Annotated in this window: 21 protein-coding genes; 2 read left to right on the top strand and 19 right to left on the bottom strand. The window is 60.0% G+C overall.

The genetic code is table 11. The features are described from left to right. Positions 1–16 precede the first annotated feature (16 nt). From CUJ84_RS26545 to CUJ84_RS26600, 12 genes are all read right to left on the bottom strand, one after another. The gene (locus tag CUJ84_RS26545; protein ID WP_245457591.1) at positions 17–712 is read right to left on the bottom strand and encodes an HpcH/HpaI aldolase family protein; all 696 of its coding nucleotides are present in this window, start codon (positions 710–712) and stop codon (positions 17–19) included. Between the two features lie 56 nt (positions 713–768). Further along, positions 769–1,686 (bottom strand): DUF6282 family protein, encoded by a 918-nt coding sequence (locus tag CUJ84_RS26550; RefSeq protein ID WP_105008663.1) that lies wholly within the window; start codon positions 1,684–1,686, stop codon positions 769–771. A gap of 23 nt (positions 1,687–1,709) precedes the next feature. Then, the gene (locus CUJ84_RS26555; protein ID WP_105008664.1) at positions 1,710–2,753 is read right to left on the bottom strand and encodes a dihydroorotate dehydrogenase; all 1,044 of its coding nucleotides are present in this window, start codon (positions 2,751–2,753) and stop codon (positions 1,710–1,712) included. Between the two features lie 323 nt (positions 2,754–3,076). Beyond that, positions 3,077–4,201 (bottom strand): ABC transporter substrate-binding protein, encoded by a 1,125-nt coding sequence (locus CUJ84_RS26560; protein ID WP_105008665.1) that lies wholly within the window; start codon positions 4,199–4,201, stop codon positions 3,077–3,079. A 166-nt stretch (positions 4,202–4,367) separates the two neighbouring features. Then, positions 4,368–4,946, bottom strand: a complete 579-nt coding sequence (locus CUJ84_RS26565; RefSeq protein WP_105008666.1) for a YceI family protein — start codon at positions 4,944–4,946, stop codon at positions 4,368–4,370. Positions 4,947–4,990: 44 nt separating this feature from the next. After that, positions 4,991–6,046, bottom strand: a complete 1,056-nt coding sequence (locus tag CUJ84_RS26570) for a hypothetical protein (protein WP_245457592.1) — start codon at positions 6,044–6,046, stop codon at positions 4,991–4,993. Between the two features lie 65 nt (positions 6,047–6,111). After that, positions 6,112–6,921, bottom strand: coding sequence for an ABC transporter permease (locus CUJ84_RS26575; RefSeq protein ID WP_105008668.1), 810 nt, complete (start codon positions 6,919–6,921; stop codon positions 6,112–6,114). 9 nt (positions 6,922–6,930) lie between these two features. Continuing rightward, on the bottom strand, positions 6,931–8,136 hold the full coding sequence (locus tag CUJ84_RS26580) for an ABC transporter permease (protein WP_105008669.1): 1,206 nt from the start codon (positions 8,134–8,136) through the stop codon (positions 6,931–6,933). 112 nt (positions 8,137–8,248) lie between these two features. Further along, positions 8,249–9,289: an ABC transporter substrate-binding protein gene (locus CUJ84_RS26585; RefSeq protein WP_105008670.1), complete on the bottom strand. Its 1,041-nt coding sequence runs from the start codon at positions 9,287–9,289 to the stop codon at positions 8,249–8,251. A 76-nt stretch (positions 9,290–9,365) separates the two neighbouring features. Continuing rightward, positions 9,366–10,481 carry an ABC transporter ATP-binding protein gene (locus tag CUJ84_RS26590; RefSeq protein ID WP_105008671.1) on the bottom strand — a complete coding sequence of 372 codons (1,116 nt, stop codon included), beginning with the start codon at positions 10,479–10,481 and terminating at the stop codon, positions 9,366–9,368. A gap of 112 nt (positions 10,482–10,593) precedes the next feature. Beyond that, complete coding sequence (locus CUJ84_RS26595; protein WP_003577023.1) at positions 10,594–10,977, bottom strand: carboxymuconolactone decarboxylase family protein; 384 nt, start codon at positions 10,975–10,977, stop codon at positions 10,594–10,596. Continuing rightward, positions 10,977–11,900 (bottom strand): fumarylacetoacetate hydrolase family protein, encoded by a 924-nt coding sequence (locus CUJ84_RS26600; RefSeq protein ID WP_105008672.1) that lies wholly within the window; start codon positions 11,898–11,900, stop codon positions 10,977–10,979. The genes CUJ84_RS26595 and CUJ84_RS26600 overlap by 1 nt, the downstream gene beginning before the upstream one ends. Positions 11,901–12,079: 179 nt before the next feature. Here CUJ84_RS26600 and CUJ84_RS26605 point away from each other — a divergent pair, with 179 nt between their 5' ends. Beyond that, positions 12,080–12,784 carry an IclR family transcriptional regulator gene (locus tag CUJ84_RS26605; protein WP_245457594.1) on the top strand — a complete coding sequence of 235 codons (705 nt, stop codon included), beginning with the start codon at positions 12,080–12,082 and terminating at the stop codon, positions 12,782–12,784. A 47-nt stretch (positions 12,785–12,831) separates the two neighbouring features. Here CUJ84_RS26605 and CUJ84_RS26610 read toward each other — a convergent pair whose 3' ends face one another. Continuing rightward, positions 12,832–13,419: a VOC family protein gene (locus CUJ84_RS26610; RefSeq protein ID WP_003577030.1), complete on the bottom strand. Its 588-nt coding sequence runs from the start codon at positions 13,417–13,419 to the stop codon at positions 12,832–12,834. Positions 13,420–13,545: 126 nt separating this feature from the next. On the opposite strand from CUJ84_RS26610, the gene CUJ84_RS26615 reads away from it, so the two are divergent. Beyond that, complete coding sequence (locus CUJ84_RS26615) at positions 13,546–14,109, top strand: NADPH-dependent FMN reductase (RefSeq protein ID WP_105008674.1); 564 nt, start codon at positions 13,546–13,548, stop codon at positions 14,107–14,109. Positions 14,110–14,208: 99 nt separating this feature from the next. Here the strand turns inward: CUJ84_RS26615 and hpaI are convergent, their stop codons facing one another. From hpaI to hpaE, 6 genes are all read right to left on the bottom strand, one after another. Continuing rightward, positions 14,209–15,021: a 4-hydroxy-2-oxoheptanedioate aldolase gene (gene hpaI, locus CUJ84_RS26620; protein WP_105008675.1), complete on the bottom strand. Its 813-nt coding sequence runs from the start codon at positions 15,019–15,021 to the stop codon at positions 14,209–14,211. Between the two features lie 11 nt (positions 15,022–15,032). After that, entirely contained in the window at positions 15,033–15,836 is an 804-nt protein-coding gene (hpaH, locus tag CUJ84_RS26625; protein WP_003577036.1) for a 2-oxo-hept-4-ene-1,7-dioate hydratase, read from the bottom strand. A gap of 2 nt (positions 15,837–15,838) precedes the next feature. Then, entirely contained in the window at positions 15,839–16,708 is an 870-nt protein-coding gene (locus tag CUJ84_RS26630) for a fumarylacetoacetate hydrolase family protein (protein ID WP_105008676.1), read from the bottom strand. A gap of 20 nt (positions 16,709–16,728) precedes the next feature. Next, positions 16,729–18,183 (bottom strand): NADP-dependent succinate-semialdehyde dehydrogenase, encoded by a 1,455-nt coding sequence (gabD, locus tag CUJ84_RS26635; RefSeq protein WP_105008677.1) that lies wholly within the window; start codon positions 18,181–18,183, stop codon positions 16,729–16,731. 65 nt (positions 18,184–18,248) lie between these two features. Next, positions 18,249–19,229: a 3,4-dihydroxyphenylacetate 2,3-dioxygenase gene (hpaD, locus tag CUJ84_RS26640; RefSeq protein ID WP_105008678.1), complete on the bottom strand. Its 981-nt coding sequence runs from the start codon at positions 19,227–19,229 to the stop codon at positions 18,249–18,251. A gap of 38 nt (positions 19,230–19,267) precedes the next feature. Continuing rightward, positions 19,268–20,785 carry a 5-carboxymethyl-2-hydroxymuconate semialdehyde dehydrogenase gene (hpaE, locus tag CUJ84_RS26645; RefSeq protein ID WP_105008679.1) on the bottom strand — a complete coding sequence of 506 codons (1,518 nt, stop codon included), beginning with the start codon at positions 20,783–20,785 and terminating at the stop codon, positions 19,268–19,270. Positions 20,786–20,793: the final 8 nt, after the last annotated feature.

Consider the following 20,793-nt stretch of genomic DNA (forward strand, 5'->3'; position numbering starts at 1 on the left):
TCCTCCTGAAGAAGCCTCAGCCGGCAAAGGCCGAGCGTTTGACACGACGCGCCTCGGCAAGCAGGAAGCTCTGGTCCGAGCCGCAAATAAAGACGGAGATGCCCAGCGCGCGGTAAGCAGCAATGGCTTCGACGGAACCGACGAAAATACCGACTGCTCGTCCGTGCCGTTGCCCGGCCTTAGCAATGGTGGTAATCGCGTCTTGAAGACGCGGATCGTCCGCGCCCGAGCAGCCGAGCGAAAGGGCAAGATCGGCTGGGCCGATAAAGAGGACATCGATGTCGTCGATCGACGCAATCGCGTCCAGTTGTTCCAAGGCTTCGCCGTCTTCGATCTGAACGAAAAGCACGCGTTCCTTGTCGGCGCGGCTGCGAAACGCTTCGACATTATCCGTTCCGAAACGGCCGGCCCGTACCGAGGGTGAAAAGCCGCGCGAGCCCCTGGCAAAATCCGCAGCGTCCAACACGGCCACGGCATCGTCGGCACTCCGCACATGCGGCACCACGACGCCGGTGGCGCCAAGGTCCAGCACCGATGCAATAGGCATGGGATCATTGCCGGGAACGCGGACAAGCACAGGCAACACCCCGGCAACCGCAACCATGTTGTCGACCTGGCCATTGTCGATCGGCGCATGTTCGGCATCAGCCACCACAAAATCCAGCCCGGCAATCCCAAGCAGCTCGATGATATGGAAGGCCGGCGTCTTCACGAATGTGCCGATAAGAGGCTCTCGCCTGCGTATGCGTTCCCGGAAATGGTCGGAGGTCATGTGTCACCAATGAAGCGGGCGGCATTTCCCGCAACCATCTTGCGAACGTCATCTTCGGCATAATCGAGATCGAGCAGCAGTCGGATAATCTGCCGGAACCCCTCGATCGGGGTTGGATTGTTCTTCTGCCCGAGATCCGAACCGAAGAACGTGTTGTCGACACCAGCGGCAGCGATCGCCTTACGCAGGTGGTCGTGATCAAACAGATAGAAGGTCGAGGGGATGAACATGCAAATGGAATGCTCGATCATCACCCCCATGCGGACAAGCTGTCCGATATCTTCGAACGTGCCGTCGTTCACATAGGTTGGATGGTTCAGGAACATTCGTCTTACGCCGCGCGCCTTCGCCTCCTCGTAAAACGGCCAGAGTTCGTCGATGTGATGATGGCCGCCAGAGACAGCTGCATCGGCCTCGGCGATCAGATCCAGAATAAGCTTCACATCATCTGTGACAGCGCCGGCGGCATCGACCAGGCGGCAGCCGATGGATGCGACGGTCTTTTTGCTGTTGACCGGAAACTTGTTTTTAAAATCGGCATCCTTCTTGTCATGGTCCAGATGGTTCTGCGCATGCGCTGTCGCCATCCAGACGACCCGGGCGCCCTGCTTCAGCGCATAATCAACCGCGCTGGGGTTAAGTCCGCCGAGTGGATTGTTGAGAACGATCGCACCAAGCGTCTTCACGTCGGACGGATAATGTTTGTTGATCAGATGGGCGATGGGCATCGTCGGATAGTAGTGATCCTTGAGCAGGATAGCCGCCATGCCGGCATCTGCAGCCTGCCGGACCACTTCGATATGATCCACCGCGCGCGGCATCAGCGATGGCCCGCTATGCACGTGCAGGTCGACGGCACCTTTCATCAGGCGATCGATCTGGGCGTTGCTTGTGGCATCAGCGGTGTTGGTCATCGTCCATCTCCCAAAATTTCGGCTTACGAAGCGGGTATGAAGTCTCGCCAGTGGTCATGGCGCAGCGGCATCTCGGCAAAGGTCTTGCGCCGGTCTGCGGCAACGCCCACGGCGGCGGTTGCAGTGAGCCCCTTGGTCAGTAGCCAGCTATCGAGTTCGGCCACGCTGCGGCTGATCACATCATAGCCGCGCAGCATCACGGCGGAGGTCATGCCGACAGCCGAGGCGCCGGCGAGAAGCATGCGTGCGGCATCGAGCCCATTCTGTGCGCCATTGATGCCGATGAGCGGGTGACCAGCGCCGAGGCGCGTGCGGGTCAAGGCCAGCCATTGGCAGGTCAGCGGCAGGTTCCAGAATCCACCAACCGCGAGGCTCGTACCGAGGTATGGCTCTAGCGTTTCGATATCCGGAACAAATCCCAAAAGCCGTCCGGCCATCACGACCGAGTCGGCCCCGTTTGCGAAGGCGGCTTCCGCCAGATCCGGAACACGCTCGCTCTGGCCCGTCAGCTTTATCCAGATTGGGATGGAGACTGACGAACGGACTGCCGCCACGATTGCGGCGACCCTTTCGGGCAGCAGCTCGGTCGAAACGGCACCTTTGGCTGCCTGGCTCGCATAGGGCGTGCCGATATTGAACTCCAGAACGCGCAAACCCGCCTGTTCGACTGCGCGCGCCAATATGAGGGCATGATCGAGATCCGCCAAAATCAGACTGGCGACTAAAAGACAGTCATGTTTCCTGGCAATTTTGTCCAGCGCCACGGCCTGCGCCAACCATTCTTCGAAGCTTTGCGGTGTTAAACCGGACCGGCTGGCGATCGTCGCGTCACGCGGGGCGGATGCCCATCGCACCGGGCACCAGTCAGCATCGAGAGCTATATATTGAGCACGGCGGAGTTGGTCGCGAGCGGCCTCTGATTCGTTGGTGGATTTGACGACAACAGCACCAGCCCCGGCCGCGATCGCCCGCTCGACACCGCTCATGTCAATCATATGCTCGCCGGAAGCGGCGATCACCGGGTTCTTGAGGTCGACGTTGCCGATCTTACAGTGAAGCCTGGACATGCAGCATTTCCGTTCCCATTCACGCATTAACGTTTTATAATACAAAACATCGTATCTTAATACAGGACGGATTTACGCCTGTCAAATTCCAGCCGGCCTCACGGGCACGCTATTGCCGTGCGAACGCGGTTTGCTCTGCTCTCGGAGCTCAACGAATGCGTGATTTCGGGAAATGGGTGGCGCTACGGCCAATTGGCTCTTCTCGGGAAGAGCCTTCCCAAGCGCCGGGCAATATAACCGACGGGCTGATGCCCGCCGGCCTCGTTCTTATCTATTTTCTGCCGCGTCTATCGGAATTCGTAGATCGCGGGCTTTATAGCCGTTCAGTGCGGAAGGGCTTTTTCCGGGTAGAGACCGGGACGGCCGGGAGAGGGTTCGCCCTTGGTTTCACCGAGATAGAGACCGATCTGCGCGCGGAAGCGCTCCACAGCGCCCCGATCCGCAAGGAAACGACCAAAGGCGGTCGGATCGCCATTGCTATATTCCCAGATCGGCTTGTAGCCCGCCGGCGGGGCCACATCCGTGCGCACCGACCACATGTACCAGACGTTTTTCTGGGTGTCCTTGTCCAGCAGCCAGCTGAGATAAAGCTTGGCTGCGTCGGGATGCGGAGCGCCCTTCAGGATTGCGGCTTGCTGTGGCCATGCGACAAAAGGATCTTCCTTGGGCAGCACAAAACGGGAGACCGTGCCGTCGAATGGCACCAGACCGCCGTCGGTGGAGAAGGTCGCGGTTGCAGCGCCGCTTTCCACCATGTCTGCCGGAGCCTGCGTGCCACGCACATAAATCGGCTCCTGCTTCGCTAGCGCCTCGACATAATCCCAGCCGTATTTGTCGACGACCTGCTTGAACCAGAAGAGCACGGCGTCATCGTCGGTGGGATAGGTCAGAACCAGCTTGCCCTTGAATTCAGGGCGGAGGTAATCCTTGGCTTCGCGTGGCCAGGTTTTTTCATCCGGCATGAGCTTCGAATTGACCACATTCGAAAACGCATCAACAAACACGCCCGTATAGGCGCCATCCGGATCGCGGAATTTTGCATAGACCTTGTCCCAGCCGGTGGGCTTGTAGGGCACCAAAATGCCTTCCGCCTTCCAGCGAGGGAAGTTCTGCAGGGTCTGGATCTGGATGACGTCGGCAACGTGCTTGCCGGTCGCGACCTGGTTGTCGATGCGGGCCTCGTGGAACTTGCTGTAGTCTACGACCACGTCCAGTGTGACGCCCGGAAAGCGTGTTTCAAAGGCCTTCTTTATGCCGTCCTGCTGGCCGGGCGTGTCGCCGCCCGCATAGACGATCACGCGGCCACCTTCCTTCAGGGCTGCCTTATAGAGGTCATCAAGACCTCGTGTCTCTGTCGCCTTGGAATTTGCCGCTTGTGAAACAGCAGCGCTGCCCGCCAGCGTTGCTGCTGCGGTGAATGCCAATACGGTTCTTCGGGTCAGTTTCATTACATGTCCTTGCTGATGTTCTTGCAGCCTTGCACGGTGTCTGGCCGGGAGAGGGGGCTGCGAAGGAGCGCCGTCATTTCCATGAATGCGGCGACCTTCGCGGGACGAAGCGGGCCGCCGGGATGCGCATCCCGGCGGCTCTCGGTAAAATCCAAGAAGAATTTCGTTACTTCTTGATGGCCTCGATATCGATGTCGAGCGCAAGGTCCGGACCGAGGCCGAAATCCGTAAGTTTCTTCAGGCCGAAATCCAGCCCGTTGAACTTGCCTGTGGCGGAGCACCCGGTCTTGACGGTCTTGGCATCCCAGGGAAGCGGAGACTCGGCATTCCAGACGACATCCAGGGTGACCGGCTTGACGGTGCCGGCAAGCGACAGGTCGCCGGTGACCTTGGCGGTCTTGTCACCGGTCTTTTCGATCTTCGTGCTGGTGAAGGTGACATCGGGAAATTCCTCGACATTGAGGAAATCGGGGCTCTTCAGGTCGGCATCACGCTGATCGAAGTTCGTGTCGATGCTGTTGGCATCGAGCTTCAGCGAGATCGAGCTTTTCGCAATGTCTTCCTTGTCGAAGGAGATCGTGCCCCCAACGGTCTTGAAGATCCCGTGGGCATTCGACCAGCCGGCATGATTGATCTTGAACGAGACCCAAGCGTGAGTCGGGTCAACATCATAAGTATCTGCGGCAAAAGCAGATCCTGCAAAAAGCGCGCCGGTCAGCGCCGCGACCAGAGCTGCGAATTTCATTGGTACTCTCCTTTGATTGGGCCGGCCGGTCCTGGGTCGAATGTTCATCCCTGAAAGAGGACGGCGGCGATGGTGATGGCGATGGTGGCCGGAACCGCGGTGGCAATGCCGGCAGCAATGGGTCGAAGGAACCGCGGAAGGCGATGGAAAGCGATGCCTCCGAGAAGAATGAAAGCGGCGACGACAAGGGGCAAAACCGCGAATATGATTGCGGCGGGCGCCGCCTTCGGCGCAAAGAGTGCTGTCATAATCAAATGCACCGAGATCACGGCGGCAAAGGCAAGCCCCTCGAAACCGCGCAGTGCGAGCGCATGGTCGTCGCCCCTGAAATAGCTGACATAGTTGACCAGCAGCCAGCCGCCGGTGAGCGCCGCAAGCGCACCATCGATTTGGGCCATGCCGACGAACGCGCCTAACGCGGCCGAAAGCGCAGCCGCGATGGAAACGCTAAGCAACGCAGTCGCCAACGCCGATGGCTCCCCGCGGCGAGCACCGGCCGGCTTTGCGATCGCTGGGCCGATCGCGGCGGTCGTGACCACAAACACGGCGAGAACGACGATGGATTTGGTGGAATTGGCAACGAGCACGTTCTTGCCCAGCAACCAGCCTGACAGGGCGAGCGCGACGCCAACCAGCATCGTGCTGACCGCCACCGGAAGCGGCCTGCGCACAAGTGCCGGGATCGCAAAGATGCCGGCGCCGAAGAGCAGAATTATCGGGAGCTTCTGCTTTGCGGAAACGGGAGGAAGCACCGGCATACCTTCGAGCATCAAGTGGATGACAACAGCAGCCAGCGGGATCAGCAGGGCGATGATGAACCCGCGCCTGGCTGGAAACACCATCGAGGCCAACGCAACGGCCATGCCGAGAAAAAACGGCACGCCGACAGTCGTCAACAGAAGCTGCTTCATCATGGTTGTATTTCCCCGAAGCCGGATCAAGATTATCGGTCGGCACGCTATAAGCGCCATTTTATTTAACAAGTGTACTATCTGGGCGAGGCAACACAAATTCGTGATCAAATCCGAAACAAAAGGCGGCAAACTGTTCAAAAATAGTGAACGAATAAACCCGTACTCGCCGATGCTGGGGAGGCCCAATCGACTCCCCTCGCGACTGGAACTGGCGATGAGGTAAATGCTTGAACGGGGCTCTGTCAGATCACCTATTTGTCCTTGTCGATCAGCCTGTTGCCACGCTGCTGAAGGGCGGTGAAAACCAGAAGCAGGATGACCGACAGCGTAATCAAGAGTGTTGCCACGGCCATGACCGTCGGGTCGAGGTTCTCGCGCGTGCCGCTTAACAGTTCGCGCGGCAGGGTGCGTTGTTCGGGGCCGGTCAGCAGGATTGCTACCACCACCTCGTCAAAGGATGTGGTGAAGGCAAAGATTGCGCCCGAAACGATACCGGGCATGATCAATGGCATGGTCACGCGCCGGAAGGTCGTCAGCCCGCCGGCGCCAAGGCTGGCGGATGCCCGCAACAACACCCGGTCAAGCTGGCTCAGCGAGGCGCTGACGGTGATCACCACCAAGGGCACGGCAAGGGCTGTATGGGCGAGCACCAGTCCAGTCAGGCTGTTGGCGAGGCCAAGCCGCGAGAAGAGGAAATAGATGCCGACGGCGGTAATCACCGTCGGAACGATCATGGGCGACATGAAGCTCGCGATGAGGAAGGACTTACCGCGAAAGCTGGAGATGGACAGCCCGAGCGCTGCCAACGTGCCGAGTGGCGTGGCGATGCAGACGGTCGCGGTCCCGACAATCAGGCTGTTTTTGATGGCGATCCACCAGCGCGGGTCAGCGAAGAACTTAGCGTACCATTTGAACGAGAAGCCCTCCAGCGGATAGGCGAGAATGCTCGACGTGTTGAAGGAAAGCGGGATGATCGCAATGATCGGTGCGATCAGGAAAAGCAAGACGATGAAGCCAAATGTCCTGCCCGCTAGTTTCCACCAATATGTGCTGTCGGTCATGACGGGCTCCTATCCCAATCCGATGCGCTGGACGCCGACCAGCCGGATATAGGCCGCGTAGAGCAGGAAAGTCGCAGCCAGCAGTACGGAGCCGAGCGCGGCAGCAAGGCCCCAGTTGACGGTCTGGGTGGTGTTGAACGCGATGTAGTAGGGCAGCAACTGATCGCCCGCACCGCCGAGAAGCAGGGGGGTGATGTAGTAGCCGAGTGAAAGAATGAAGACGAGAAGTCCACCAGCGGAAATGCCCGGCAGGATTTGAGGCAGGTAGACGGAGAAGAAGGTTCTGAGCGGGCCGGCGCCAAGCGAGTTCGCCGCCAGCGTCTGGTTTCTGGGAACGTTGCGCATCGCGCCGAGGATCGGCAGAACCGCATAGGGCAGGAGAATATGGGTCAGCGCGATCAGCACGCCCGTCCGATTGTAGATCAGCTCCAGCGGCTGCCCGATCAGGCCGATGTTGATGAGCAGCGTATTGATGAGCCCATTTTTTTGCAGGATCACCATCCAGGCGGCAGAGCGCACCAGAACGGAGGTCCACAGGGGCAGCAGCAGGACGATCATCAGCAGGCTGGACACGCCAGCACCGGTCGACATCAACAGAAAAGCGGCCGGCAGGGCAAGGACGATGCAGATGACCGTGACGGTGAAGGCAATGGTGAAGGTGCGGATCAACACATCGACATAGAGGCCCCCTTCATCCCGCGCCGCGTGGAGGCGGCCGGCGGGGTCACGGCGCAGGTCGAAGGCAGAGAGCAGATAGAAATCACTCCATGGTCCTCGTGCCCGGGCGATTGCCTGCCAAATCTCGGGCCTGCCCCAAGCCGGGTCGATGACGGGCAGTTCCGCCGCCCAGTCGGTTCCGGTGCCGGCTGTTTCCGGCAGGCTGCGCACTGTTGCGGTGATAACGGTGCGCAGCGAGGGAGTATCGTAGTTGAGCCGTCTTGCTGCGACCCCTGCGGTGCGTGTCTTCTTGGCAGCTATCAAATCCAATGCAACCGCGTCGTAGACAGCCGGTGCCGGCAGGCCGGTTCCATCCCATCGCTTTATCGCCTCCGCCGTCACAGGCATGACACTGGACAGATCCCTATCCTCTATCGACAGCCGTAACATTCCTGCCAGCGGCACGAAGAACACTGCCAGCAAAAACAGAACAAGCGGCAGGACGAGGAAGAGGCCCGCAGCCTTGATGGAAAACCCGGTAGTCGTCGTCTCGCTCATGTCATCGGCTGCTTCTGTTGCAAGGGAATGGCCGGAAGGCAGCTCCGGGACAAGGAGCCTATTTGCCGTATGGAAAGCCCCCGGGCTCTGGACGTGCCAGGGGGCCTCGCGTTTACTTCGCTGCCCAGGCGGAGAAGCGCTCGGTCAACTGGTCGATATGGTTGACCCAGAAGCCGGCATCGAGCGTGATGGAGGCTGCCAGATTTTCCGGTGCCGTCGGTAGGTTTGCTGCGAGTTCTGCAGGCACCAGCTTCTGTGCCTCGGTAACACCGACACCGTAGTTCAGCTTGGCCGGCCAATTGGCCTGCACGGCGGGCTTGGCCATGAATTCGATCAGCTTGTAGGCGCTGTCGGCATTGGGCGAGCCTTTCATGATGACCCAGCTGTCGACGTTCAGCATCGCGCCTGGCCACATGATCTTGAAGTTGCGCTTGTCTGCAGCGTTGGCTGCGGGAATGCGGCCATTGTAGGAAGTGGTCATGGCGACTTCGCCCGAGCCCAGCAGTTGCATCGGCTGATTTCCAGAGGTCCACCAGACGATATTAGGCTTCAGCGCGTCGAGTTTGGCGAAGGCGCGATTGACGCCCTCAGGCGTTGCCAGCGTTTCATAGACCTTGTTTGCAGCAACGCCATCGGCCATCAGCGCGAATTCGAGATTCATCTTCGGACCGCTGCGCAGCGCGCGCTTGCCCGGAAATTTCTTCACATCCCAGAAGTCGGCCCAGCTTTTCGGACCATTGGCGAACTTTTCGCCGTCATAGGCAACCGCGATGCTGAAGATGTTGGCCGGAACACCGCACTCCGATGCCGTGCCCGGAAGGTATTTCTCCGCGCCACCGAACTTTGCGGGATCGAGGACCTCGAACAGGCCTTCCTCGCAGCCTATCGTCAGCTCTTCCGCCTCTACCTCGACAAGATCCCAGGTGTTGCTGTCGCCAGCCTGGGCCTTGGAGCGCAACACACCGACGCCACCATCCCAGCTGTCTTCTGAAAGCGGCGCCTTGGTTTCCGTCTTGAACGGCGTGAAGAACACGTCACGCTGCGCGTCTTGAAAGATCCCACCCCAGGACACAATGGTAAGGTCACGCGCAGCGGCCATCCCAGGTAAGGCAAGTGCGGCCGCCAGTGCGGCCAGATGGACTATTTTTTTCATGTTGGCATTCCCCTTGTTTTTAGGTTCGTTTTCACACTTGAGATCGCACGGCACCGGTGACCGGTTGTCGCCATGCCTATTCCTTCGGCAGGACCCGGCAGGCGCCGGCCGAGAGTTCGATGTCGATCCGCTCTCCTTGCGCGATCGGCTTTTCGCCGCCAGCACTCGTCTTGAAGGCCAGCCGGCCGATGCCGTCGGCCTCGACGAGGATGCGCCTCTGGTCACCGAGATAGACGATGTCGATGACAGCGGCGGAGACGTGCTGGCCGGCATCGGCTGACGCACGGCGAATGTTTTCCGGTCGGATGCTGAGGATGATTTCGTCGCCGTACCTGCACGAAGTCTGGCACCGAGCCTGCAACAGGCCTCCGCCTGCGAAACGGATCGCAACCTCATCGCCGTCCTTGGCTTCAATACGGCCCGGCAGCATGTTGTTCTCGCCGATGAAGGAGGCGACGAAAGGTGTCGCAGGCCGTTCATAGAGAGCTTCCGGGGTGTCTATCTGCTCGATCCGTCCCTTGTTGAATACGGCGACCCGGTCGGAGAGCGTCAGGGCCTCGGATTGATCGTGGGTGACGAACACCATGGTCGTGCCGAGGTCGCGGTGGAGCGCCTTCAGTTCCGCCTGCAAGTGCTCGCGCAGATTTTTGTCGAGCGCGCCGAGCGGTTCGTCGAGAACGATCAGGCGCGGCTTGAAGATGATGGCGCGAGCAAGCGCCACGCGCTGTTGCTGTCCGCCGGACAGCTGCACCGGCTTGCGGTCGCCCAACCCTTCCAGATGCACTATGGCCAGCGCCGCATCCACCCGGCTTCGAATGTCTGCGGCCTCCACCCGGCGTACGCTGAGCGGAAAAGCCAGATTGTCGCGCACCGACATATGCGGAAAGAGCGCGTAATTTTGAAAGACAACACCAATGTTGCGTTTGTGTGCCGGCAGCCTCTCGATGCGGCGTCCATCCATCTCGATTGTGCCTTCGCTCGGCGTTTCGAACCCGGCCAGCATCATCAGCGTCGTGGTCTTGCCCGATCCCGACGGGCCTAGAAACGTGATGAACTCGCCCGGCACAATATCGAGATCGATCCCGTCGATGGCCTGGTAGATTCCATAGTTCTTGGAGACACCGCTGAAGCGGACGATCGGGCTCGCCGTTGCAATGGCCATCAGCGCGACCTCCGGCTCGCGGCAATCCATGCGGACGGCCGGCCCTCCCGCTGAACTCTGGCTTCACGCATTTTCATAGGCGGTGCCCTCTTGGGGGTTAGTGGTCTGTTCGGTCTGCCATCCAGTGCCTGGCGTCAGATGATCATTCGGCGGCCTCGATCTCGGCGAAGACTTCACGGGCCAGGCGAAATGCCTCCACACCGGCCGGTATGCCGGCATAGATGGCGAGTTGGATAAGCGTGTCCTTGATTTCGTCCCGGCTGCAGCCGTTCGTCAGCGCACCTTTCAGGTGCAGCTTGAACTCCGTGCTCCGGTTGAGCGCGCCGAGCATGACCAGGTTCAGCAGGCTTTTGTCGCGCAGACTGAGCGCGGTGCGCCCCCAGCCGGCGCCCCAGCAATATTCCGTGACGAGATTCTGGAAGTCACGGTTGAAATCATCGGCCGCGTCTAGCGATTTCTCGACATAGGCCGCGCCCAGCACTGCCTTGCGAATATCGAGGCCACGTTCGAAGACGTCCTGTCCCATTACGCAGTTCCTTCATCGATAACGGGGTTCGACAGCGTGCCGATACCGGGGATTTCAACGGTGATCCGGTCTCCATGTTTCAGAAAGATCGGTGGCTTGCGCTTGAAGCCGACACCGGCCGGCGTCCCCGTCGGGATCACATCGCCCGCTTCCAGATCGATGAAGTCGGAAATGTGCTCGAGGATCGTCGGAATGTCGTAGATCATCGTTTCGGTGTTGGCGAATTGCATCACTTCGCCGTTCAGCGTCGTGCGGATGTCAAGCTTGTGCGGATCTGCAATCTCGTCTGCCGTGACGATCACCGGACCGAAAGGTCCGGAGGCGCGGAAGTTCTTGCCCGCCGTGTATTGGGTAACCCGGAACTGATAGTCGCGCACGGTCACGTCGTTGAAGATGGAGTAGCCGAAGACGTAGTCCATGGCCTCTTCCTTTTTCAGGCGGCGACCATTGGTATTTTTGCCGATGATGATGGCCAGCTCGCCTTCCCAATCGAGATGGGTTGAGACAGACGGCACGATGACCGGGCCGCCGTCAGCGACAAAGGTGTTGGCGAAGCGCGCGAAGATGATCGGAATCGGTGAGATTTCGAGGCCGGCTTCCTTGGCGTGCTCAGCGTAATTGCGCGCTACGCAGATGATCTTGGGCGGGCGGCCGATCGGCGGCAGCAACTTCACGTCCGAACGCAGCTTCGAGATCGCATCGTTCGCAACGTGGTCCCCTTCGAAACGAGCGATGACTGCACGCGCCGATTCAGAGAAAACAGCCGGCTCCTCGAAGAACGTCTCGATGCGCGAAGGGATGATTTCGATCGTCTCGTCGTCCGCGGCGTAAAGTTCACTGGCGCCTGCAAGGTCGATCACACGATCGCCACAGAGGGCGCCAAAGCGTGGGGTGCCATTTTCATCGTAACTGACGAGTTTCATTTTTTCGTTCCGTTATTTGAACATTTATGTTCGTATTTAGATCATATTGTGCGATACTCGTCAATGATCCGCTTGCTACAAAAACGGTGTCGAAGTAGTAGTATTCTGATCATTTCCGGCCAGAAACCGGTATGACCTACGCAGCGGAACGGGCGGCTCGACCTTCACAGGAGTTGAAATTGGCGGAAATCTCATCGACGGGAGACCAGATGCTGACCGTTCTCGAAACGGTGGCGGGGCAGGGGCCTGTCAGCGCGTCCGACGTGGCGCGAATGTGCGACATCAACCGCACGGTGGCCCATCGTCTGCTCGTGACGCTGGCGCAACGCGCTTATGTCCGCCGAAGCGACGAGGGCTATATCGTCGGGCCTGCCGTCTTCAGTCTTGCACGACAGACCGGCACGGATCTGCGCAGCGTCGCCAAACCCGTGATGCAGAGACTGGCGGCGGAAATAGGCGAGACTGTCGTTCTGCACGGGCTGGACAATTGGGAGGCCGTCGTCATCGACCAGGCCGTCGGCCAGCGGCATCTGGTGCGCGTCGAACACAGTCCCGGTTCGCGCCACCCGCTCTACAAAGGAGCCAGCGGCTGGTCTATCCTGGCGTTCCAGGGCGAAAAAGCGATCACTCGTATCCTGAAGAAAACCGACGACCCGGTTGCGGCCCTTGCACGGATCGAAACGACGAAGGCTGATGGCTGCTCCATTTCTTATGACGAGCTGCAGATGGGCGTTCACGGGATCGCCGCGCCCCTTCTCGAAAAGAACGGGCGCTGCGAAGCAAGCCTTGGCGTTCTTGTGCCAAGTACGCGTGCCCATTTGCTTTTGTCGGTACAAAAGCCGCTCCTCGAGGCGGCCGCGGAGATCATGAAAGGCCTCAACTGACCGATTGAAGATGCGCATCATCGCGTTGAGGCCCTTCTGTTCAGTTGTCAGGTGTTGAGACCGGAGCGAATGCCCTTGCGTGCCTCGGCTGCATCACGTTCGCGCCGGTCGACATAGGCTTCGAAATCGAAGTTGAGGAGGTCGATTTCCTCGATCGGGTCGTATGCGCGCGATGCGCCTTCCCAGCCGATCTTGTCGATGCCCCAGTAGAATTCCAGCAGATTGCCGTCGGGGTCGCGGGCATAGAAGCGCGGCTGGTTGCCGGGTCCGCCTTTGCGGCTGTTGACGATCTCGACGCCCCCGTCCCGCATCTTCTTGAAGAGCCCTTTCAGATCTTCCGGCGTATTCAGCTCAAACGCGATATGGTGCAGTCCGAAACCATAGCGCGGCGCATCCGGCGCATCGGCGGCGAGAATGTCGCGGCGCATCCGGAAGATCGACATTTCGTGATGCGTGACGTCACAGCGCAGGAAAGCGCCCGCGGCCACGGCCACGCCATGGCCGATCTTCTCTTCCGGATATTCGAACTTTTCCGTCAGACGCATACCCAGATAAGTCGAATAGAAATCGATCGTACGATCGATATCCCTGACCGTGAGCCCAACATGACCGAGCCTGACAACGCGAACCTCCATTCGATGATCCTCCTTTACAATATCCGTTAATTGAACATATATGTTCTTTATACGAACGTGACCGTTCGCGCAAGAGGCGTGAAACAGGCAATGTCATCGCTGACAGTTGAATAAGAACGAGGGAAAATGACCGATACAATCAGCATCGCGGTAATCTGCGGAAGTCTTCGCCAAGGATCGTTCAATGCGGCGATCGCGCGGGAATTTTCGACACTTGCGCCAACCGGGATCTCCTTCCGCCCGCTGGACGGCATGGAAAGTATTCCTCACTACAATGCGGATATTCAGTCTCAGGGCTGCCCCGCCATCGTACGCGACTGGGCCGAGATCATCCGGTCTTCGGATGCCGTTGTGTTCGTCACACCGGAATACAATTACTCGATCCCCGGCGTTTTGAAGAATGCGCTCGATTGGCTATCACGGCTGTCTCCGCCGCCGTTCTCAGGCAAGCCGGTCGCGATCCAGACGGCTTCGGTCGGCATGCTCGGCGGTGCGCGGGCGCAATACCACCTGAGACAGGTGCTGCTTTATCTCGATGCATTCGTGCTGAACAAGCCGGAGATCATGATCGCAGATGCAGCCAGCAAGATCTCGGCGCAGGGCGAGCTTACTGACGAGACGACACGGCGGCTGATCGCAGAACAGCTCGCCGCGCTTCAGGGGCTTATCCAGAGGGTAGCAGCATCTTGAGCATACCCCGCAAAACTGTGCAGCAGTTTTGCGACCACGACATGGGGGAAACCAAAGATCTAAAGCGTCAGTAGCGAAGCTGAAAGAATGCGACGCGCATTAGTAAACCTTTGCCGTGCCCGAACTTCTGGCGGTGGTCGCGCCAGCGTTCCGAAAATCGGTGAGCTGGCGTGAAGCACCGTTTGCCAAAAGGCCAACATCGTTGCCGATGGCGACGAAGGTGGCGCCAAGTTCCACATAGCGCTTGGCCAATGCCTGATCAGCCGTGAGGATGCCCGCGGCCTTGCCGTGCGACTGGATGCGGATCAGCGCCGCTTCAACTGCCTGCTGCACCTCGGCATCGCCAGGCCTGCCGAGATGGCCCATGTCGGCGGCAAGATCGGCTGGTCCAATAAAAACACCGTCGACGCCGGCGGTGGTGGCGATGTCATCGAGTGCGGCCAATCCGGCACGGCTTTCGATCTGCAGCAGCAGGCAAATCTCCTCATTGGCCGTCTGCAGATAGTCGGGAATGCGGTTGAATGCCGAAGCGCGGGCGAGGGCCGCGCCCACCCCACGCATACCGTGCGGCGGGTAACGCACGGCGCGCACCATTGCCTTCGCCTGGTCGCCGCTCTCGACCATTGGCACCAACACGGTTTGCGCGCCGATATCGAGGATCTGCTTCAAAAGCCAGGGCTCGCCGATCGGCGCCCGGATGATCGGATGGCTCGGCGAACCCTTGAGCGCTTGCAACTGCGCCATCATCAGAGGGATATCGTTCGGGGCATGCTCACCATCGATCAGCAACCAGTCATAGCCCGCGCCTGCGCAGATTTCGGCCGTATAGGGGTTGGCGAGCGCCAGCCAGAGGCCGATCTGCGGACGCTTCTCCGTCAAGGCCGCCTTGAATATGTTTTTTGGCGCCGGCATGGGCATCTCTCCTATGCGAAATAGCTGCTAACGGTACCGTAGGGTCCGAAATCGGCAACGATCGTATCGCCGTGGCGTGCTTCGACCGGGCGAATGAAGGAACCGGCAAGGACGATCTGGCCCGCCTCGATGCCGTCGCCATATTCAGCCAGCCGATTGGCAAGCCAGGCAACGCCGCGCGCCGGCTGGTTGAGAACTCCGGCCCCCAGACCGGTTTCCTCGACCTCGGAGTTGCGACTGACAATTGCGCCCATCCAGCGCATGTCGACAGTGTCGGGTCGCACCATGCGTCCGCCGAGCACGATGCCGGCATTGGCCGCATTGTCGGAAATCGTGTCGACGATGGTACGGGCCTTCTTCGTGTCCGGATCGACACGCAGGATCCGCGTATCGAGAATTTCCAGCGCCGGCGTCACATAGTCGGTGGCATTGAGCACGTCGAAGACCGTGGCGTTGGGCCCCTTCAACGGCGCCTTCATGATGAAGGCGATTTCCGCCTCGATGCGTGGCTGGATAAAGCGATCCTTCGCAATCGTCTCGCCGTCCTCGAACATCATGTCGTCGAACAGGACGCCGGAGTCGGGAATGTCGATGTTCAGCGCATACTGCATCGCCTTGGAGGTCAGGCCAATCTTCCAGCCGATCACCTTGCGACCGGAAGCGACCTTCTTCTTGACCCAGGCCGACTGCACCGCATAGGCGTCGTCCATCGTCATGCCGGCGTACTGCAGCGACAAGAGACCGGTCTGGACGCGTGTCCGCTCTGCGATGTCAAGCCGTTCGGCCGCCTGGCGGATCTCATCGGGTGTCAACATGGTCAAACCTCGTCTGCGATCGTGTTGCGTAAGATGCCGATACCATCGGCCTCGACCTCGACGACATCGCCAGGCTTCAGCCAGATCGGCGGATCGAAGCGGGCACCGGCGCCGGTCGGCGTGCCGGTGACGATCACATCACCGGGAACCAGCGTGGTGAAGGTCGAGATGTAGTTGATGATCTTGCGGAAGGAAAAGATCATCCGGCTGGTGCGGTCGCTCTGGCGAACTTCTCCGTTGACGCGGGTTTCGAGCCTGATGTCGGCGATCTGCGCCTCGTCCGTGAACGGGATCAGCCAGGGGCCGATCGAGCCGGTGCGGTCGAAATTCTTGCCCTGGGTGACGTTGAACTTGGCGTGGCGGACCCAGTCGCGGATCGTGCCCTCATTGCACAGAGACAGCGCCGCGATGTGGGATAGTGCCTCAGCCTCGGGAATGCGCCGGCCGCCCTTGCCGATGATGATGACGATTTCACCTTCGTAGTCGAGCTGCGGGCTTTCCGGCGGTCGGATCAGCGGCTGATCGTGGCCGGTGAAGGAGCGCGGAAAGCGAATGAACAGGGAGGGATTGGAAGGCGCTGCCTGCCCATCCTTGTATTCCTCGTTGCGGTCGGGGAAGTTTACGCCGACGCAGATGATCTTCTCCGGGGCGGGAACAGGGATTTCGTAGCGGATGTCCGACACCGGCAAATCGGGCTCCAAGGCCGCCGCTTCCTCGGCGAGCTTCAGCAGCGCGCCGCCGGCAATCACCTCGCGCAGCGTTGGCCACTTCGTGCCATGGCGGGCGGAAAGGTCAATGATTCCATCTCCGGCAAGAACGCCGTATCCACTGTGGTCGTTGCGGCTAAAGCTGACAAACTTCTGGTGGGACATCGTTTTTCTTCCTATTCAGTTCAGCCGATGCCGCCGAGGCAGACATATTTGATCTCGGTGAATTCCTCGATGCCGTATTTCGAGCCCTCACGGCCGAGACCCGACAGTTTGACGCCGCCAAACGGCGCTTCCGCTGTCGAGATCAGGCCGGTATTGACGCCGACCATGCCGTATTCCAACGCCTCGGCCACACGAAATACCCGGGCGAGATCCTTGGCGTAGAAGTAGGAGGCGAGGCCGAACTCGGTGTCATTAGCCTGCTCGATGACGTCGGCTTCGTCCTTGAAACGGAACAGCGGCGCCAGCGGCCCGAAGGTTTCCTCGCGCGCCACCGCCATGTCCTTGGTGACCTCGCCCAAGATGGTCGCCTCGAAGAAGGTGCCGCCCAGCGCATGCCGTTTGCCGCCTTGCACGACGCGCGCACCCTTGCCCACCGCGTCTGCGATATGCTCCTCGACCTTGGCAAGCGCCGCCTTGTCGATCAGCGGTCCGAGGATGACGCCTTCGTCAAAGCCGTTGCCGGTTTTCAGCTTGCCGACGGCCGCCGCCAGCTTCGCGGCGAAGGCGTCATAGACGCTGTCCTGGACATAGATGCGGTTGGCGCAAACACAGGTTTGGCCGTTGTTGCGGTATTTGGCAATCAGCGCGCCTTCGACCGCAGCATCGAGGTCGGCATCGTCAAAGACAATAAACGGCGCATTGCCGCCAAGCTCGAGGCCGAGTTTCTTAATGGTTGGGGCGCTCTGCTTGTAGAGCTCGGTGCCGATTTCGGTCGAACCGGTAAAGGTCAGCTTGCGCACCACCGGGTTCGAGGTCATCTCGGCGCCGATGGCCGCGGCCGAGCCGGTGATGACGCTGAAGAGGCCCTTCGGCAGGCCGGCGCGTTCTGCCAGGATCGCAATCGCGATCGCCGAGAACGGCGTCTGCGATGCGGGCTTCAGCACCATGGCGCAGCCGGCGGCAAAGGCGGGACCGGCCTTGCGGGTGATCATCGCATTGGGGAAGTTCCACGGCGTGATTGCCGCGACGACGCCGATCGGCTGCTTCATCACCATGATGCGCTTGTCGGGCTGGTGGCCGGGGATCAGGTCGCCGTAGATGCGGCGGCCTTCCTCGGCAAACCATTCGATGAAGCTCGCACCATAGACGATTTCACCGGTCGCCTCCGCCAGCGGTTTGCCCTGTTCCAGGGTCAGAATACGGCCAAGATCGTCCTTGTTTTCGATCATCAGCTCGTACCATTTGCGCAGGATCGCGCAGCGTTCCTTGGCAGTGCGCCCAGCCCAGCCCTTCTGGGCCACGCGGGCAGCCTCAATGGCCGTCCTGGTTTCGGCGGCGCCCAGCTTAGGAACCCGGCCGATGATCTCGCCAGTCGCCGGGTTGTTCACCTCGATCGCGTTGTTCGGATCGGCCTCGATCCAATTATCGCCGACAAGAGCGGCTTGGCGGAACAAGGAAGGATCTTGCAATTTCATGGCTGGCTCCTCACCAAGCATTAAAAAAACGGCGGACGCTTTCACGTCCGCCCAGCTGGGGAAATTCAAGGCGCGACGATCGGCTGGGCCTTCAGCACGGAATCACGCATCTCGGTACCGGCAAAGGTGCTGCCTTCCTCGAACCAGGATTTCGGCGCCGGAGCCCCCCAGAGCGTCTGGCGCTGCGGATCCTTGAGATCCCATTTGATCGGCTCGAGATCGGGATCGACCGTCTGATAATCCGAGCAATAGATCTCGATGCGGTGGCCATCCGGATCGCGGATATAGAGGAAGAAGGCATTCGAAATACCGTGACGGCCGGGGCCGCGCTCGATATTGGGCAGCCAACCGGTGGTCGCCATCAGATCGAGCAGGTCGATGATGTTGAGCGGCGTCGGAACCCAGAACGCGGTGTGATGCAAACGCGGACCGCGACCGTTGGTAAACGCGATGTCATGGACGCCACCCTTGCGGTGCGTCCATGCCGCCCAGAGTTTTCCGGTCTCTTCATCGGCGGTGTATTCCGTCACGCGGAAGCCGATCTCATTGTAGAAGGCAACACTTTCGTCGACATTCGGTGAGAAGCAGTTGAAGTGATCGATGCGAAGCGGCTTTACGCCTCTGTAGAGGGCATATTTCTGGTGGATCGGCGGCAGGCGATCCATCTTTGAATAGAATTCCAGCGGAATGCCTTGCGGATCGCGCGTGCGGAACGTGCGCGACTGGTAGGGCCGCTCGACCCATTCGATCGGCAGGCCCTTGCCCTTGAAGAAATGTTCGGCCTTGTCGAGGTCCTCGTCGGAGAACACTTTGAAGCCGAGATCGCGTGCTTCGGCGGCGGCTTCTTTCTTCAGGACGATGCAGTGATGGCCCCGTTCTTCGAGCGCACGCAGATAGATCGTGTCTGCCGTTTCGTCGGTCACCTGCAAGCCGAGCGTGTCGACGTAGAAAGCGCGCGATTTCGCAAGGTCGGTCACGGCAAGCTCGACATGGCTGAGGCGCACGATGTTGAAGGGCGGATAAAGATTGGGTGTGGGCAGGGGCATGGGGTTCTCCTCCAAATTCAATAGGGTGTCCGGTGCTCTCAGCCGCCGAGTTTCTGGATCGCATGCGCCTTGGTGGCGAAAGCAACGTTCTTGGTCTCCATGTAGAAATCGAAGGACCAATCGCCGCCGTCACGGCCGATGCCGGAATTCTTGACGCCGCCGAAAGGGGTCGGCAGATGGCGGACGTTTTCCGAATTCACCCAGATCATCCCGGCCTCCAGGGCATCGGTGAAGCGGAAAGCACGGGTGACGTCCGAGGTCCAGAGATAGCCCGTCAGGCCGTATTGCACGTCGTTGGCAAGAGCCAGGGCATCGGCCTCGTCCTTAAAGGGGATCGCGGTCAGAACAGGCCCGAAGATTTCTTCCTGCGCAATGCGCATTTGGTTGTTGGCGCCGGTGAAGAGGGTGGGGGATACGTAGCATCCGCCACCCGGCCCTTCGAATTTCGCGCCGCCAGCGGCTACCGTTGCGCCGCCGGCTTTGCCGATCTCGATATAGTCCAGAACCTTCTTTTCGTGCACGGGGTGGATCAGCGGGCCGACCACAGTTTCTGGATCGAGGGGGTGGCCGACCTTGATGCGCTTGGCCTTCTCGGCGACCATCGCCGTGAAGCGGTCGTAGATGCTTTCCTCCACCAGCAAGCGAGAGGATGAGGTGCAGCGCTCGCCGTTCAGCGAATAGATCATGAAGACGGCAGCATCAGCTGCGCGCTCCAGATCGGCATCGGCAAAAACGATGACGGGGTTCTTCCCGCCGAGTTCGAAATGTACCCGCTTCAGCGTGTCGGCGCCCTGTTTCATGATCATCGAACCGGTGCGGCTCTCGCCGACGAAGCCGATCGCCTTGATATCAGGATGCTCGGTCAGTGCCTTGCCTGCGTCCTCGCCGAGCCCGTTGACGAGGTTCCAGACCCCCTTCGGCAGACCAGCCTCTTCGGCGATTTCGACCAGCAGCCGCGCAGTCAGCGGCGAGAATTCCGCCGGCTTGTGGACGATCGTGCAGCCGCTGGCGAGCGCCGGTGCAATCTTCCATGTCGACAGCATGAAGGGCGTATTCCATGGCGTAATGACGCCGACCGGGCCGATGGGTGCGCGGGTGGTGATATTGACTTGACCATCCGCACGCAGCGTTTTGCCGTCACGGGCTTCCACGGCGCGATCGGCGAAGAAGCGGAAGTTCTCGGCTCCGCGAAGGGCTGCCTTCGCCATGAATTTCAGCGATTGACCGGTGTCCATGCATTCGACGAACGCGATCTCTTCGGAACGCGCTACGATCGCATCGGCAATCTTATGGAGAAGTTTCTTGCGCGCGTCGCCCGACATCGCCGCCCAGGCAGGAAAGGCGGCTTTTGCGGCTTGTGCCGCCCGGTCCACATCCGCCGCCTTGCCGTGTGCCACCTTTGCCAAAACCTTCAGGTCGACCGGAGAGATGATGTCGAACGTGGTGCCATCGGCTGCTGGCATGGCCTCGCCAGCGATATGGTTCAATACGCCGTCTTTGCGAAAGCGGGCCAAATAGGCTTCGGCCTTTGCGATGTTTTCTTCAAGTGTCGACATGCTTTTCT

It is taken from the genome of Rhizobium leguminosarum, assembly GCF_002953715.1.
Lineage (GTDB): Bacteria > Pseudomonadota > Alphaproteobacteria > Rhizobiales > Rhizobiaceae > Rhizobium > Rhizobium leguminosarum_V.